The organism is Candidatus Peribacteraceae bacterium, from assembly GCA_041661065.1.
In the GTDB taxonomy this organism is placed as follows: Bacteria; Patescibacteriota; Gracilibacteria; order Peribacterales; family Peribacteraceae; genus CAIKAD01.
The window spans coordinates 871979-888982 of the sequence record JBAZVD010000001.1; the positions used below are offsets into that span (position 1 = coordinate 871979).

General features: G+C 53.9%; 13 protein-coding genes. 3 read left to right on the forward strand and 10 right to left on the reverse strand.

Features of this window, described 5'->3' with window-relative positions; all coding sequences use genetic code 11:
- Positions 1-308 precede the first annotated feature (308 nt).
- A complete protein-coding gene (locus WC698_03965; GenBank protein ID MFA6039391.1) occupies positions 309-5318 on the forward strand; it encodes a hypothetical protein in 5010 nt (1669 codons plus the stop codon).
- Positions 5319-5323: 5 nt separating this feature from the next.
- On the forward strand, positions 5324-5926 hold the full coding sequence (locus WC698_03970) for a hypothetical protein (protein MFA6039392.1): 603 nt from the start codon (positions 5324-5326) through the stop codon (positions 5924-5926).
- Positions 5927-6108: 182 nt separating this feature from the next.
- Here the strand turns inward: WC698_03970 and WC698_03975 are convergent, their stop codons facing one another.
- Genes WC698_03975 through WC698_03985 form a run of 3 tightly spaced genes read right to left on the reverse strand, consistent with a single transcriptional unit; the run spans position 6109 to position 9057 of the window.
- Entirely contained in the window at positions 6109-7221 is a 1113-nt protein-coding gene (locus WC698_03975; GenBank protein ID MFA6039393.1) for a hypothetical protein, read from the reverse strand.
- A 34-nt stretch (positions 7222-7255) separates the two neighbouring features.
- Positions 7256-8587, reverse strand: a complete 1332-nt coding sequence (locus tag WC698_03980; protein MFA6039394.1) for a hypothetical protein — start codon at positions 8585-8587, stop codon at positions 7256-7258.
- A gap of 5 nt (positions 8588-8592) precedes the next feature.
- Entirely contained in the window at positions 8593-9057 is a 465-nt protein-coding gene (locus WC698_03985) for a methylated-DNA--[protein]-cysteine S-methyltransferase (protein ID MFA6039395.1), read from the reverse strand.
- Positions 9058-9124: 67 nt separating this feature from the next.
- Between WC698_03985 and WC698_03990 the strand changes: the two genes are divergently transcribed.
- A complete protein-coding gene (locus WC698_03990) occupies positions 9125-9661 on the forward strand; it encodes a cysteine peptidase family C39 domain-containing protein (protein MFA6039396.1) in 537 nt (178 codons plus the stop codon).
- Between the two features lie 27 nt (positions 9662-9688).
- Here the strand turns inward: WC698_03990 and WC698_03995 are convergent, their stop codons facing one another.
- The 7 genes from WC698_03995 to WC698_04025 form a co-directional block, all read right to left on the reverse strand.
- Positions 9689-10249: a YbhB/YbcL family Raf kinase inhibitor-like protein gene (locus WC698_03995; protein MFA6039397.1), complete on the reverse strand. Its 561-nt coding sequence runs from the start codon at positions 10247-10249 to the stop codon at positions 9689-9691.
- Between the two features lie 179 nt (positions 10250-10428).
- Positions 10429-11904: a Calx-beta domain-containing protein gene (locus WC698_04000; GenBank protein ID MFA6039398.1), complete on the reverse strand. Its 1476-nt coding sequence runs from the start codon at positions 11902-11904 to the stop codon at positions 10429-10431.
- A 104-nt stretch (positions 11905-12008) separates the two neighbouring features.
- Positions 12009-12320 (reverse strand): hypothetical protein, encoded by a 312-nt coding sequence (locus tag WC698_04005; GenBank protein ID MFA6039399.1) that lies wholly within the window; start codon positions 12318-12320, stop codon positions 12009-12011.
- A complete protein-coding gene (locus tag WC698_04010) occupies positions 12317-13495 on the reverse strand; it encodes an MFS transporter (protein ID MFA6039400.1) in 1179 nt (392 codons plus the stop codon). The genes WC698_04005 and WC698_04010 overlap by 4 nt, the downstream gene beginning before the upstream one ends.
- Before the next feature lie 61 nt (positions 13496-13556).
- Positions 13557-15059, reverse strand: a complete 1503-nt coding sequence (locus tag WC698_04015; GenBank protein ID MFA6039401.1) for a B12-binding domain-containing radical SAM protein — start codon at positions 15057-15059, stop codon at positions 13557-13559.
- 1 nt (position 15060) lies between these two features.
- Positions 15061-15936, reverse strand: a complete 876-nt coding sequence (locus WC698_04020; GenBank protein ID MFA6039402.1) for a glycosyltransferase — start codon at positions 15934-15936, stop codon at positions 15061-15063.
- A 12-nt stretch (positions 15937-15948) separates the two neighbouring features.
- Positions 15949-16869 carry an aminoglycoside phosphotransferase family protein gene (locus WC698_04025; GenBank protein MFA6039403.1) on the reverse strand — a complete coding sequence of 307 codons (921 nt, stop codon included), beginning with the start codon at positions 16867-16869 and terminating at the stop codon, positions 15949-15951.
- Positions 16870-17004: the final 135 nt, after the last annotated feature.

The following is a 17004-nucleotide window of genomic DNA, read 5'->3' on the forward strand; positions in this document are numbered from 1 at the left end:
ATGACAAGGAGTATGCCCCTCCTCCGAAGGAGGAGGGGTTAGGGGTGGAGGAAACAAACAAAAGAGGAGGGGTTAGGGGTGGAGGAAAAACAAGGAGGAGAAAACAGGAGTGGAGGAAACAAAAACAGTGAAGAGACCGGGGGCATGAGGTAGTACAACACAAATCCTCCCCGTTCCACGCCCCCATGGAACGTCTTTCATCCCCGGGCGAACACAGGAACCTCACCCTTGACAGTTTTTCTTCCAAAAGACCTCTCCTCCACCCCCCGCAGCGGTGCTTTGATGGTGTCGTTCTTCCCCTCTCTCCCATGCCAAGCAGAAACCGCCCGCATTCATCCCCCCAAAACGGCCAAATCCCGAAAAGGAACCGCCCGCAATCCCGACGGAAGCCCTCCCTCGAAACCCTGGAGAAGCGGTACCTCATGACCGGAGCGGAAGGGGAATTTACCGGGGAAGAGCTGGAACTGATGCAGGAGAACTACGCGGATTACATCGGGAACATCCTCCTGCGGGAAGACCAATGGGATGAGGAATCCCTGGCACGGCTCATAGACGGTTCGGTGGGAGACAACGAATTCATCGGGCTGGGTAACCTCATCTCGAGTATGGAAGACAAGCGGGATCTTCTGCGGAGCATGGACACCCGCAGCGACCTGCTGGAAGAGGACCTTGCGGGCATCGAGGCGGAGATCACGCAGGATACCGAAGAGCTGGAAAGGCAGGTGGCGACGATCAGCGCCTCAACCGCGCGCATCAGCGAGCTCGCCGCGCAAGTGGAGAACGACATCAGCGAGATAAACCGCCTCACGGATGCCATCGCGGCGCTCCGGGAAGAGGACAGGGTGGGTGACGAAAACATCGCCATGCTGGAGCAGAACCTCCCGTCCTACCAAGCGAAACTGGAGGAGGTGACCGAGGATCGCGTATTCCTTGAGTACAAGGTGGAAACCATGGGTGCGAGAGTGCAACAGTATGGGGAGCGCATACCCGTACTCGAAAAGCTGGTGGAACGGTATCCCCAGAGCCGCGTCTACCAGCGGATGCTGCTGACGACGCGCATTGCCTACCGGGATGCGTCCGATGCCCACGTGCGGTACAAAGACCAACTCGCCGTCCTCACGATCATCCAACACGACCTGCAAACGACGATTACGGACACAACCGACATGCTCACCACGCTCCACGCGCGTGACGCCGCCATCCCCGAGGAGATCGACGCCGCAGAGGAGGGGAGGAATGAGGCGGCCGCGAGGAAACAGGAAGCGGAAGAGGAACACGTTGAAGTCGCCGGCATCCTCGCCTTGGCGGAGGAGGCAAGTGATGCGCTGGAGGCGGATCTTTTACGCGCCGCCGCGATGCACGAGATGGATGAGGAGATGCTCACCGACATCGCGACGGATATCGTCCAAGGGGTCGATGACCTCATGGAGATGCGCAACGTCCTGCGGACAACCATGGAAGAATTGCTCGGCGCAGAGGAGGAGCCGCTGGCCAATACGGACACCGTCTCCCAGCAAGTGGCGCTCATGGAAGGCAGTTTGCAGGAAGACGGGAGCTGGCTCATGAACCTTCCCGAGATCGGTGGCACGGCATCCTTCGGCGCCTGGCCGAAAGTCGGTGGATTGACCATGAGCTCCCTCGAAGGAGCGCTCCTCCACCGCGCGCTGGTGGGTGCGGGAATAACGCAGGAGCAGATTGATGCTTCCCCTGCGTTGGGAACCCTCCTGGGGCTGGAGGAAGGCCACCAACAGGGAACGGTACACGTAAATGAATACATCATCCTTCCGCTACGGACGAAGACGGTAGCGCTCCCGACGCTTGGGACAGCCACAATACAAACACATTTATGGAAGCCTCCAGATCAGAGAAGTAATTCGTGGGCTTTCCTGCTGAATCAACAAGGGGTCGTTTCCGGAGGATTTGTTGACTTTAACAATAATTACGCAGTGAGCAATGCACAATCAGGCCCCATTTCACTCACACTCGCAGAACCACGGTACGTGCAATGGGTGGAAATCAAGCATTTGGGAGGGGACAACCATGGAACACTCGTCGTTACCCGCGCGGACGGTAGCACGTATCCCATTTACCTTTCGTCGGGTAACGCACAGATAGCCATTGATGAACCGATCCTCGGTCTTCGCATCAATCCCTTATATTCCAATTCCTTGTATGGTTTCGATGAGATCAACACGGATGCCCCGGTGGGCATTCCGGATATCCCCGCAGGCGAGAAGTGGCTTAATAGTAACGGGTTTGTGACGGCGCTGGATCTGCACAATGCGGGGAAGATGGTGAGCGAGGTGAAGTGCTACGTCAAAGCGGACCGTCCGAATGTGCCAGTGACGGCGTACGCCTACCGCGGCGATACGCTCATCGCCACGCAGGAAGTGGGCGCGGACGGCATGGTGCATATGACGGATGAAGGGGGCATCACGAGTGTGGTATTGGCGAAGAACGACCAGACGGCAAATTTGATCGTCTCCCCCGTGGCCACCACGGGGTGGAAGGACCTCCCCCAGCCCGAAGCCGATCCCCTCTCTACGGCTAATAACGGGAAGATTGCCCTCCATGGCGCCATGCCGTGGGGGGTAGTGCCTGCGAATTATTACGCGTTAATGCAAAAACTTGGCGTGAACTTCAACTGGGGTCTCCATATTACCGATGAGCGCACCGGATATCGGATATTCCCCGGCATCACGAATACCGCGGGATATACGCTCCATCAGGTGAATACGGGCGACGCAGTGGGCATCAGGGAGGTGTTGTACTTTACGGGGGACGGACACGGCGGGAGCGATCTCTATAAACTACCTCCATCGTATTGGAGCTATGTGGACGGAAAGTACGGTAAAGCCATCATCACGTATCCCGGCTGCCCCACCCACATCGTCTTCGGTGTGGGAGGTTTGGGCACCTTCTTGCTCGATGCCAATGCGCGAACGGGAGAACGATTGACCGACGTCATGCCGGTAGAGGAGATGAAGCTGGAGGTGACTGATCTGTACAGCCGACGGGAACCCGCCGATGAGGGATGGGTGGATGTACCGATGGAGGGCACCCCCGGCACCAATTTCCACGGCGGCGGTGGTGACGAGTTCAGCATGCTCTTCGGTGTCTACAACTTAGGTATTGGGGGAGGTTCCGTCACAGCGCGCGTCCACGTGGGGCAATCCGGGAGCGCGGATGACCCCGTGGTGAAGGAGTTCACGGGTGAAATCACGTCCTTAAGCAGGCAAGCGCTGTGGATCAATACGGCACTGAGGCAGAGCGGTGACTGGGTGACTCTTGAGATCTTGGATTCCGAGGGAGTGCAGCGAGGCATCGACTCGCGTAAAATCCATCCGCCGAGGGTGGGGGAGATGACGGAGACCGAGAGGCAGGCGGAGATGGGTTCGCGGCGCATCCAAACGCTCAACGCAAAAATAGTGGATGCAGTGCATAACTCGCCGACATTGGATAACTGGAGGGAGAGTGTTTCCTCTTCCGGCCAATCAATGCCGACCATGGAAACGCTGGAGCAGTCTTTGAAGCTGACCAATATCGCCCTACAGAAGGAACATGATGCGTTCTTGGAAAGAGGTGTTTCTGCGGAAGAACTTCATGCCCTGATACTCGCAAAATTGAAAGATATTGTGATCAACAGGGGATATCTGGCGCTTGCCGGACAGGATCTGGATACAGCACTCTCGTACGACGCCATCATCGCCAATGAGGGTAACCAACATGGTTCGGCGCCGGACATGATTGACATTGATGCATGGGACGATGAGAAGACTGAAGAAGTGATGAATGAAATGTTGCTGTGGTTCCATAACCCCAATCCGCACGAACCGCTCATCATGCACGGGAAGATTGTGGAAACAAACAGCCGCATGGGAAGGATCTTCGCGGGATTCTTCCAGAAAGCGATCGCCGCCGACAGCGATGAGGACCTCCGTATGATCTGCGCAAAGGTTTCCAAAGTGATCGGCATTGACCAGCGAAAACTCTTCATCATGGCTTCCTCTTCCGACGTCAATCAGTTCTTCGACCGCCTTTCCTTCCTATTCGAAGAGGTGATGGGTTTCAACTATGTGCTCGAAGAAACACTTCCCTCCGGCTACACACCGGATAGGCCGGTGCGTGTTTCAACGGAATACTCGTACTACCGTAATGGCAACATCCGCGTGTACTTCGATCTCCCCATGGGCATCGATGGAGTAGGAATAGGCTACAACTACGTCTACCTCATCAATCAGATCACGGGGGAACAGATCAATTGGAGACCGGGGCAGCAGTACTTCGGACAAGCTTTGAACCAGCTGTACGTAGACATTCCCGTGGAATGGATCGGGGAAGCGACGGGCGGACGGTGTATGCCGATCATGGTCAAGGTTGTGAGCTGGCAGGAGGGCGCGCAAGTGGGAACAGATCCCCACATTTTCGGAATATCAGAGCGGTCCATTGAGGTCCAATGGGATGGGAGTTTTAACAAAATTCCGGAGGGGGCAACCAATCTCTTATCAATCTTACCTTCAGGACAAGATTACTATGAAGGGCATGTTGGAGGGGACTATACAATGATCAACGATAGAGCCGCGGTGCAAGGTGATGAGATTTGGTTACCACAGATACCGGGTGCAACTATTCGCGTTGTCGATGCACAGCCTGTATCAGGTTATGGCACGATGGCAGTTAAATTCGAGATCAAGTTTACAGAACCTAAAACATTCAAAACGGAAATTCAGATGGATAAAGTAATTGACATTATTGAAAACCCAGAATTTCAATCAAATGATTATAGCAATTGCATACCCGCAATCGTTGACTTACAGCATAATCCAAAACTACTTGAGGAAGTCCGATCCATCATTGTGGAATATCGACAGCCCAATGCAGACAAACCGAATCTCGAAGAGGTTATTGCAAAGAAAATTGGAATTCAAAATCACATAACGACTGATACAATTCGTCTCTTTGCTGGTCACCTCAGACCAAGTAAAGATGTGGTATGGGACGACAATGCGCAAAATAGATTTGATCAGGGAAAAGATGAACTTCCCTGGATACAAGCCTGGCAACAAACGCCAGCCGGAGAGAACTACTTTGTAAGGGGAGCTATTAGGATAGGTTACCTTGAGATGGGCGACTTGGATTGGCGAGAAGATGTTAGAGGACGAGACTACGCAGGATATTCTTACGGACCTCATCTCCACGTGGGATCTATAGCGGCCATTGACGCGGTAATGGAAACGTGGGCGGGAAATGGTGTGGGAATATTAAATCCCTACAGAATAAAGTATATTAGACCAGAAGAACTATTCTTAACTCAATAGCTGCTATGACTGTCAGATATTTATCGGCATTTGTTCTCCTTGCACTGCTTTCCGGCTGCACAAGAACTGCTATTGAAAGCGATTGCTTTCACAAGATTGCTATTAAAGACTATAAATTGATTCCTGTTCTGTGCCCTGACAAACCTGATAAGCGAACATATCGCAATTCCCTTTTTTCAATAACATTTCCTTCCAATACATTTGCCTACATTGATGGTCAGGATGAAGATCAGGTTGCATTCCAAACGACTCTCGACGCTGGTCATGCGCAATCCAATGATTTTGTTATGAATATCAGTTTCACATCCAACTCGTCCTTGAAATGTTCGGATGCTTTACGTGATGCCGCTACAGAGAAGAGGGATTTCAATGGCATGCAAGCATTCTTTGGAAAGGTGCAGACACAGACCGATAGCTTCATCAGAAACAGCATGAGCCCTGATATTGAATACCCTCTTGTATGCATGCCAATTAACAATTCCACAAACATTGCGTATGCATTCTGTACAGAAAAGGAGGGCAAACAAGCCGTAATATGCCTCACTCAAGTAACGGATAACCCCCAACTCGCGGAGGAGATATTCAAGACGTTCCGGTGGACGGAGTAATTCCAAAATACCCGGAGCGGAACACGAAGCGGCAGAGTGCAGCGTCCATCGGTATCACCCACGCACCAGTCCCTCGCAGGTTTACCCTGAGGGCTATCGGTGGCTCGGGACGGTGCGGGGTTCCGCACGAAAGGAGCCGCGAAGCGTATCAGGAGATGCCCCAACCATCAGGCCGGGGAGCTTCACTTCAACTTCCGCAAGTACTTCGACGTGTCCTCCGGCGGCCGGAAGAACTTATCCTCCACGCCGGACTGCGGGAGCGGAGCGGCGCCCGCCACAATGCGAACATCCGCCGTGGCGATGAGCGGCGCGGAGAAGGCGGGGCTGTTCACTTCCGCGATGGTGGTGACCACGTCGCCCGGCAGCACCGTGCGCGAGAGCGTTGCGCGGTACGCGAACGTGCGGCTCTGGCCTGCGCCCAGCGAGGGGAGGGTCCAGGTGATGGCGTCCTCGGCGTGCGCGCCGCCGCCTGCATTGGTCACGAGGAGGGCGGCCGGGAGCAGCGCCTCCACCGTGAGGTTGGCCACGGGCGAAGCGGACGTGTTACGCACCGTGATGCTGTAACGCACGGCGCCCCCCGCCGGCCGTTCCGCCGCATCCGTCCGGTTGGTGACGGTCACGGTGCCCGCCACCGGGACAGGTGCGGCAACGCTTGAAGACGAGGAAACGGAAGAGAGGGATGACAGAGAGGAGGAGGATCCTTCCTCGCCGAGGAAGAAGGTGTAGCCGGAATTCGTAGAGGAAGAGGAAGCGGATGAGGAGAGGACACTCCCCGAGAAGGAGGAAACCCCGCCCGCGCCGATGCGTATCTCCGCCTGCGCGGTGGCGGGGTTCGCCAGGTTCCCGGCGCGCAAGCTGACCACCGTGCGCACCACATCCCCTTGTCTCAACAGTTCCGAGAGCTCACCGCGGTAGAGGAGGTTCATCATCTCCCCGGAGGCAAGCGCGGGGATGGACCAGCTGATGCGGTCATCCACCTGCCTGCCCCCCGCCGTATCCGTGATCCGGAGCTTTTGGCCGGGGATTGTGACGTTCACTTCCGCGTCTTGGAAATCGATGGGGGTGTTGTTGCGTACGGTGATGAGGAAGGAGATCTCTTCGCCGGGATTCGCCGCATCCTTGTTGGCGCTCATGGTGAGCATTCCCTGTTCCCGTTTACCTCCGGTTGCGCCCGTTCCCCCGAGGAGGGAACCCGTCTGCGTCCCGTCCCCCGTGGAAGGGGAACACGCGACGAGGACCAGCGGAAGGAAGATCACCGCGAAGGTGATGCGAAGGGAGGAGGAGAGGGAGGCCATAAGGGGGGTATTATGGGCATAATTCCCCTTGTTGTCAAATATTCTTTTCATTCTCGCTCCTCCCTTCCGGGGGTTCCGGAAGCGGAAAACCGGCGGCCAGCAGGAGGAGCATCATCCCCGATACCAGGTAGTAGTAATTCACGAAGGCCTGCGTCCCGAAGAGGAAGGTGGTGTACAGGGTGAAGACGGAAGCGGCGAGGAACGCCGTGACCCGCGGCAAGCCGCGGAGGAAGACGGCTGAGAGGACGGAGGCGAGCGCGCTCACGAGGAGCGTCCACCACTTGGGCGGAACGATACCCGCCGTTTGGGAGAGGAACCCGAACAGGGAGAACGTGTCTTGCCGGAAGGGCGCCTGCAGCTGCAGAAGCACCCCCTCCGAAAGCAGGCTGCGCCAGTCCCACAGGAGGAAGGGGAAGAGAGTGGCCACGGCGACGGCGCCGCTGAGAAGGAGTAGTTTCCACCGCCGCTCCGCGAAGAGCCAGGGGAGGGCGAGCATCACCAGGTACTGCTTGAGGCTGAATGCGTACCCGAACGCGGCGGCGCCCAGCGCGCCTTTGCCGCGGGAGAGCGCGTACGCGGTGAGCGCGAACGAGAGGAGGATGAGCGGCTCCGTCCATGCCCCGTCCAGCACGAAGATCGCCAGGGGGTGGGAGAGGGCGAGGAGAACGATGAGTTCGGCTGCATCACGGCTCCACAGCCGCCGTGCCAGCACCCACAGGAGGAAGGCGAACCCCAGCTCCGCCGCAATGTGCGCGTACCGCGCGTCCCCCGCCAGTTCCGTCGCAACCGCCTGGGGGTAGAGGTTGGCGGGCAGGTAGACGTACCCTTTGATGTCATAGCCGTACGACTTCTTCCCCCCGTACACGTCGGTCACGGGCGTCGCGTACGGGTTCCGCCCCTCCAGGAGGTGCTGCGCCGATTCCTGGATGACGACGTAGGTGTCTATGCGGGGCGCGGGCGAAGCGACCGGCAGCCAGAGGCGCAGGAGGACGGCCATGCCGAGCGCCGCGAAGAAGAGGCCGCGTCGCACCTTCCCCGGCATGGGCGGAAGGTACGCCAGGGGGATGAGGAGCGCGAGGAGCGGCATCCACCGCACGTACGTGGTGCCGAACGGGACGGCGAGCGGCCCGTGCGTGGAGAGGCGGAGGGAGGCGAGGATGAGGGAGGCCGTGAGCGCGAGCGCCAGGGGGAGGCGCAGGGGGAGGCGCGGGAAGTCTTTGCGCCGCAAGAGGAAGAGCGCCGCCGGGAGCAGCGCGAAGCTGAGGAGCAGGCAGAGAAAACCCGCCCCGTCGTACGACGCGCTCCCCCGCAGCATGCCGAACGAGAGGAGCGCATGGGAAACGAGGAGGGCGATCGGCGCGGCCATGCGCGTCATGATACGCCCACCTTCCGCTCATGCTCCAGCAGCCACTCCTTGCGCCCCACCCCCCACGCGTATCCGCCGAGGGAATCCCCTCCCACCACCCTATGGCACGGGATGAGGATGGAGAGCGGGTTCCTCCCCACCGCACCCCCCACAGCCCGCGCCGCGCCGCGGCGCCGCAGGAGGGACGCCATGTCCCCGTACGAGAGCGTGGCGCCGTACGGGACGGATCGCAGCGCGCGCCAGACATCCACGGAGAACGCCGTACCCGTGAACGCGAGCGGCAAGCCCTCGAATGCGCGCCTCTCCCCCGCGAAGTACTCCTCCACCTGGCGCACGCACCGCCGCAAGTGCGGGAGGCGCACGTCGCTCTTCCCCGCGCGCGGAACGAACCGCACTCCGGTGATCCCCTGCTCCGTCGCGGTGATGGCGAGGGGACCCAACGGCGTGCGGACGTAAGCGTGGGATGACATGGGGAGAGAATACAAGGACTCAAGGTTCCGGGAATACAAGAAAGGAAGAAGATTTCACTTCTTTCATGTGAAGCATGAATTGGGTGAGCATCCTCTTTCTGCTAGAATCTACCGAGCAATGAAAATCTCACCTCTCAAGCAGCGGGATGAATCCGATTGCGGACCAACAAGTATTCACATGGCTGTGCGTTACTTCGGACTTCCGTACTCATTCGAACAAATCGCGACAATCTCTCAATATATAAAAAAGGATGGTCTTTCCAATGAAGATCTTGTCGAAACATTCAAAAACCTTGGCTTGGACGTCCGTGCTCAAGCAAATGCAACATGGGAGGATCTTCAGCGATCCAATACTCCTGATACCGTGATAGTCGTTTCTTGGATGAAGTTCGGTTATATCGGACATTTCAGCGTCGTGGAGAACGTTGAGAAGGATTGCATTGAATTGGCCGATCCCCAAGAAGGAAAGATAATCACAATGGAAAAGATTCCCTTCATGCGTTTGTGGATGGACTACGATGACATGTGGTACCCGTCCAAGAACACCGATATCCAGTTGCGGTGGATGTGCGTTGTTTCAACAAAACGTAGAACAAAAGCCTGAAGCGGATACCCCCTCCCCCATCCCCCTTCAACTTCTCGAATACAATCCCGTGAGTTTCGTTTCCTCCACAATGTGCCCCTCCATCGCCCGGCGCAATTCATCGGGAGCGGCGCCCGCGGGGAGGCCCAACTCCGCATCCAGCGCGAAGAGCGTGAAGACGTAGCGGTGCGTTCCGGTGGGAGGGCACGGCGACACGTACCCCTTGCCGCCCGCGGTGTTCTTCCCTTCCCGCGCCCCGGGAGGGATTTCCCCCGTCGCCACATCCTGCTCGCGGGCGGGGATGTTCCACAGTGTCCAGTGGATGAAGCTGCTGCCGGGGGCATCGGGGTCATCCAGGATGAGGGCAAGGCTCTTGGCTTCGGCCGGAATGGAATGGAAGACAAGCGGTGGGCTGATTTCGTCCCCGTCGCACGTGTATGCGGAAGGGAAGCGCTCGTTATCCACGAACGCGGGACTCGTGAGTTCCATGAGGGAAAGGGAAAGGGAGGAGGACGAAGAGGAAGAACCGTTCCCGGGCGCCGGTCCCGACTGCGCACCGCAGGAAACCAGGAGGAGTGCGGTGATGATGGGGAGAGTGGCGCCGCGCATGATTGCTCATTGTAGCAGAAAGCGGGCGCGAAACAGCAAAAATGAGCCGGATGTACCCGACCCATTCTGACCGCTGACCGCCCTGCCCTCCGTAGTCCGCCGCGGCGGACGAAGGAGGGTGACAGCTGACCGCCCTGTCCACCGTAGCTCCGCCGAAGGCGGACGAAGGTGGATGTCCCCTACCCCTGTATCGTCACCGTCGCTTCCACCTGCGATCCCAGGGTCGCGTTGCCGCTGGCATTGGAGATACGGAAGTAGAACTGGATTTCCCCCGCGTCCCCCGCATGTTCCAGGAGCGGGATGGCGATGATCTTCTTCATCTCGCCCGGCGTGAAGGAAACGGTTCCGGAGACGCGCGTGTAGTCCGCATTGTTCCGCGCCGTGCTGTCCAGCGTCTCGTAGTTCACGCTGGCGGTGCCCGTGGGGGTGCCCGCGCGCAGGATGGTGACGTAGGCGTTGCCGTCGGTGTCATTCACGGTGTAGGACGGCTGCTCCAGCCGGATGATGCCCGAACCCGTGGCCACGCTCTCGTTGTCCATGATGGTGAGCGTGGCGCGCGAGGGCAAGCCCAGCACGGCGCCGGCGGTGGGGGTGCGGAGCTCCAGGTTCAAGGCTTTGTTCCCGTCCGCCGTCGCATTGTCCGTCACGCGCACCGAGAACGTCTTACTCGTCTCCCCCGCCGCAAAGGAGAGGGTGCCGCCGTTGGTTTCGTAGTGCGTGCCAGCCGAGGCGGAGGCGTTGACGGTGGCGAATTCCACGGTCGCAGCGGCGCTCACGGTGCCCGTGCGCGTCACAGTGATGGTGGCGGTCCCCGCGTTCTCCAACACCCCGTACCCCGCCGCCGAGAAGATGAAGGTGCCGCCCGCGGCATTGGAACCGCCCGCGGCGGAAGAGCTGCTACTGCTGCTGCTCCCGGTGGAGAGCCCCTTGGAGAGGGTGACGACCGCGCCGGAGGGATCCCCCAGCACGGCGCCGCCGGTGGGGTCGCTCAACGTGAAGTTGACAGTGCGGCTGCCGGTGGCCCCCGTGTTGCGGAGGAGGCGCGCGCTCACGTTCTTCGATCCCTCCCCGTCCTTAAAGGTGAGCACCCCTTTGGTGGGCACGTAGTCCGTGCTCGCCACGGCCGTGCCGCCGGAGAGCGTGTACGCCACCGTCACCTGCCCCTTGTCCCCCCCCGTGCGCAGGATGCTGAGGGAAAGGGTGGGGGCGACGTCCGGAATGCTGAAGGTGGGAGCAGCCAGCCGGAAGGCCCCGTTGACGGAGGTGGCCGCCGCCGAGCTGCGGGAGGAGGAGGAAGAGGACCGGCGGGAGGAGGAGCGGGAGGAGACGGAACTGCCGGCGGTTGCCTCACCGGAAGAGGAGGGCGCGGGCAGCACGCCGTTGATCTCGTCGCGCAGCCGCTTGAACAGCACCGCCACCTGCCCGCGCGTCACGTAGTCCTCGGGATGGAAGGTACCGTCCTCAAAGCCCTTGATGATCCCCTCGCCGTACATCTCACCCACGGCTTCATCGTAGAACGTACCGGAGCGCACGTCGGGAAAGACGGCGGAACCCGTGAGGGCCGCGCCGGCGCCCGTGGTGAGCGCAACGCCCGCCCCGATGCCGAGGAGGAACGTCACGAGGAAGTACTTGTTCACGGAGAAACGCGGTGCCATACGAAAAGAGGGGAAAACGAGGCAAGTATACGGGAAAGGTGATGCTTCAATGCAATTGCCCCGATCCTGCTTCCTGTTTTCGTATCGCATACGTCCATTCCCACTCAACGTTCCCCCCGCTGCTGATAGGACGCAAGCTGTAGAGCTTGTGCTTCCCCCAGCGATTGGCCCAAGGCCATCGTGGAATAGTAGAGGTTTGTGGCATTCTTCCGGAGTTCCAAGAGCAGGTTCGCCAAGTTGAACAGTCTCCGCATGAGTTCCGGATGCACCGTGCCCTGTTGCCGCCCATGCCACCATTCACTCGCGAGGGACATGAATTGCATCATGGCGCACAGCAACGCTTCCTCGATGAACAACAACGCCTGCATATTCATCCGCGGCGCCGTCTGTTGCTCCTCACGTAAATCTTTTGTCACAGAGCATGATTTTTGTGTAGGAAAAGCAAACAAATGAACCCCATAATACAAAATATTCCGCCAGAGGCGAGTATGGCAGCTTGTAGTGAATAAACATCAGTAATCCATCCGATGAATGGACCAACAATTACAAATAACAATCTACCTGCCAAACTTTTGACGGAAAGGACAGTTGCTCTCATGTTAGACGTAATAATTGTATTCACATAGTCATCCAAAATTGGTCCACTAAAACCTCTCACCATATAAAACAGAAAGAAAAAGGTGATCGCATAGGGAGTCGAGGAAATTCCCAATAGCAGATATCCTAAACAAGCAATAAGAATGAGCGAAATCAATGTAAGCCTTCTGCCAATCAATTCTTCGTATTTGTGGCTGTAAAAAGAAGAGAAACCAACGAAAGCATTAAGGGCAGCCCAGATGATTCCGAAAAAAACGAGTGGTACGCTCATTTGGTTCAAAAAAGGCTGGACAAGCCAAACCGCAGTTAGGGTTGCCGCGACTGTTGTACCTGAATAGCATACAAGCCACTTTACTTCAGCATGATCGTGGATTGTGTATTTCACGATTTTGAGAATTTCCTTTCTCAAATTGCGTTTATTTTGTACCCGCTCTCTCACAGGTTCTTTGAGAAGCAATGCAAAGGGTATCGAAAGAAAGAGCAATGCGGTTTCAATATAAAACGGCTTTCGTAAACCATAGGAAGCTACAACGCTACCAAGTACACTCGCAATGCTTTCTGAAAAGTGGGATATGGATTGCATTCGGCTCTCAGAGAACTTATATCTTTCTTCTTCATCCAATTCTGCCAAACTTTCATAGAGCAATGCTGAATCAGTACCCGAAAGAAAGCTAGATCCAAATCCAATTGTTAATTCCGCAGCTACAAAACTCCAAAAATTATGTGCAAAAGAATATATCAATAATCCGAGAAATGAGAGAATACAGCTAATGAGCACCGTGAGCTTTCTTCCCAACACATCAGCGAAATATCCGGTAGGTATCTCCATCACTATTATGGAAATTGAATATATTGATTGCAGAATAAAAATATCTCTTATTGAGAGACCACTTTGTTGATAGAACAAAACAATGGTCGGCATGATCAGCAAAAACCATCTCAAAGCTTGGATAATAAAAAGATTCCGGATATTTGCTCTGATGCTTACTATCATAGCGATAGAAGTATGCCAGATTTTTGAAAAGGGCACAGGATTAGCCTGTGCCCGGTGAACTTCAAAGCAATGTACTACCGTCCTTATACATATTTCGAACGAGCCTGTGGCCTATGAGCTCTTGGGCTTTTCGATAGATGTACTCAACGCAATCAGAAGTAACCCAGTTGGGGTGAAACCATTGCCCCTCTTCAAAGAAGTGCCAAGGGGCACCTTGATTCGGCGGTTCTCGATCATACTGCAAGAGATGGTGCATCTTATTCCCTTCCCGGGTGCCCAAAGTAAGTGGGGTATTGGGATGGTATGAATAGAGGCTCATGCTCACGCAACTTAGGATTCCGAACCTGTCCAATTCTGCAACATAATCCATTGTCGCGGAAATACTGTCGGGAGTCTCTCCAGGCAAACCGAATAGAAGTGACGTTCCAAGCTTGATTCCACTGGCCTTAAGATTTGTAATCCCTCGGCAAATGGTTTCTATTCGCTGTCCCTTGGCGACCATCTTTAGCACAGATTTATCCAATTGCTCGATGGCACAGTACTGATAGACAAAACCCGTGTCTGCAAGCTTTTCGACAAAAAATGGGTCTTGAAGTGCATCAAAACGGTTCAACGAACCGTACTGAAGTGGGAATATTTTCAATATATCAACTAGATTCCCGAATTCTTCGTGGTCACCAAGAGTGCTGTCATCAAAGAACACTCCTTTTATGCCAGCTTTCGCTAATTCATCCAACTCGGCTTCAATGTGGGCATTGTTGCGTGCCGAATAACCTCCTCTCTCTGAACAGAAAAGGCAAAAACTTTTACATCCTCTATGCAGCATCGTTGAAGTTGAAGGCAAAAGCGATACTGTACCGTCACTATTATTCTGCTGGAAACAGCTGAAACCATATAAATCTAAATCATTGCTGAACATCTTGCGCGGCATAATCGGCAATTTCGAAATATCCAACGGCAAAGACGATCCAGAGATAACATGCGTCTCTCTATCTCTTCTTACATGGATTGCAAAATCCCCCGGAACAAGGGCGAATGACTCGTGCGCTTCAGGTTTAAAAAGATAACGAATCAAATCACTTGTAGATCCAATATTCGATAATTCCCGCATAAGGTGAAGGAGAACAAGTTCGCCATCACCTCTAATCAGAATATCAAATGGACAGACAGTTTCGTTAAACGGATAAATCTGAGGCATGACTTGCATCACATGAGAACTTGTCACCTCATCGATGTGAGGTCCTCCGTAAACGATAAGCATCTCTGGATTGTTCTGCTTAGCAATCGATCCCATTTGAATTGCAGAAAAATGTGAATCATATGTGCTGGAAAGCAGAAGAACATCCGGTTTTTCGTCACACACAATTGTTTGGAATCTGTCCCAGACCCCCGGCATAACTCTCAGAGGATCAAAGATTTTGGGAACGTATTCAAATCCTCGTAGATTTCCCAAATCGATTTCCTCAATAAGTGAAGCAATTGCCCACCCTAACGAGGTTGGCGTAGTGCTAAAGAAGCGATCCTTCACATCTTGTGAAGGAGCAAAAGAGGCTAGAATTTTCATTTTACAGTCCTTGATTAAGAAATTTCTTGTCGTAGTGCACTAATGCTAAGCAATAAGCAATATTAGCCATAAGCCAGTAAACTTTTTGGAGCGGGGTCAAAGAAGCTTGAAGCGCAAGGTTAGACCAGCGGAAAAACATTTCCCCCGGCGATTCCGATAGGCCTAGATGTATGCAATTCTCACGGCCTAAATTTGCTCGCAAGAATGCAATCCCTTTGGCATGCTTGATTTTCCTTCTGAGCAGACTTAAGAAAGACGTCGGATATTGAGTATAGACAATGATCGATTCATCAAAGTAGATTTTAATACCTGCTAAGCGCAATCGACATCCCAAATCAATATCTTCCGCCATATTGCGTTCATCGGCGCTAAAAGGAATCTCAGGTAGCAAGTGCCGCCAAATAGCGAAATTTGGGAATGAAATATACTTCACTTCACCAAGTTCGTTTACCGATTTCATTCTCATTTGATCGATATAAGCATCAACTTGGCTACATCTATTTTCCTGGTTATTAGCCGCTAGATTGCCAGTCACTACTCCGAAAGTTGACACTCTTTCTTCCATGCGGACAATCCAATCCGAAGCAACAGAACAATCATCATCCGTAAACACGATGATACTATGCTTCGCAAGCTTGAGAGCCTCAAGACGTGCATTTGCAGATCCTATGTGAATCTTGCTTTCTTCAAGTCGAACACATGGATTTTGTCTGGCAAATATTTTGAGAAAGTCATTACTTTCCAAAGATCTATCGGCCATGATGATAAGCTCCCCAGGACCTTTATAATTTCGCAAAGCTAAGGCTATGCTACTTAGATTCCTTGGGACTTCATCAGTTTTGCGAACAGAAGGAACAATAACTGAAATGCCATTCATACTCTTTCCCTTTCACCTGGATTCAAGAAGATCCAATATGTCATTAACTCCTACTGAAAATGCAGCGAGTAAGTCTTTTCTTTGTAACTCACTATAAACAACGGTTGTCGGTAGATAGCCGACCAATTCCACTGCACGTAGCATGGCTAATAGTAATATTTCTTCTTGTTGGCCTGGAAAACAATCCAACAAATCGGTTACTGCAATCCACTGCGCTTCAATACCAGAAATTTGTTCGAGCAGAAGATTCGCAAATCCATAGACAGGGTTGAATCCCATTGCGAATTCCCAGTCAATCAGTCCAGATAATTTTCCTTTCTCGATGAGAATGTTTCCCGAACTTAAGTCGGGATACGTAAATTGCGGCTTGTTTCCTGACAAGATGGCTGGCAATTTAGCCATGTTATCCATGATCCTGATTCTTACTCCAAGGGGAAGTAAATCGGCCTTACTGATTACATCCATTTGCTTTGTCGCCATTTTTCCCGCGTATTCGTAAAGAGTGAAGCAATCACTTGGATCATGTAAGTAACCGATGTTCTCAACTGGCACCGCTGCAACGCGCCTTAAGAGATTCTGCAAATCAGCAATCAAATTACTCGCATTCATTGTCTCCAATTGTTGCGAACAATCAGCAACAGGACTACCAATAAGCCTGGAAAGAAAAAGAACAGGCCTTTCAAAATGCGTCGAATCCGCACCTAACAGTTGCGGAATTCCGTTGCCACAGTTAGCAACAGCATTCAGTACCATAACTTCTGTTGAAAGTTTGTCGACGAAGAAAGCAGGATAAAATCTTACAACAATTTCACTTGATCCGTCGCTTACTAACCAGTTGCTGTTGATACGGCTCCTTTTGAATTTTGAAAATTTTGCCGTTTCTCCAAATTTATTTCTCAAATACTCAAGTTCTTTTTGGTCAGAGGTAATCATGGTTATTCTCCTGATGCGATGATGTTAAAGAACGGAATATGTCGCTCTGAAAGCAATGTATAAATTACCGCAAAATTAGTATTATTCAAAATACATATTTGTCAAATATTGCTTAAATTTTTGCTACATTGCCGA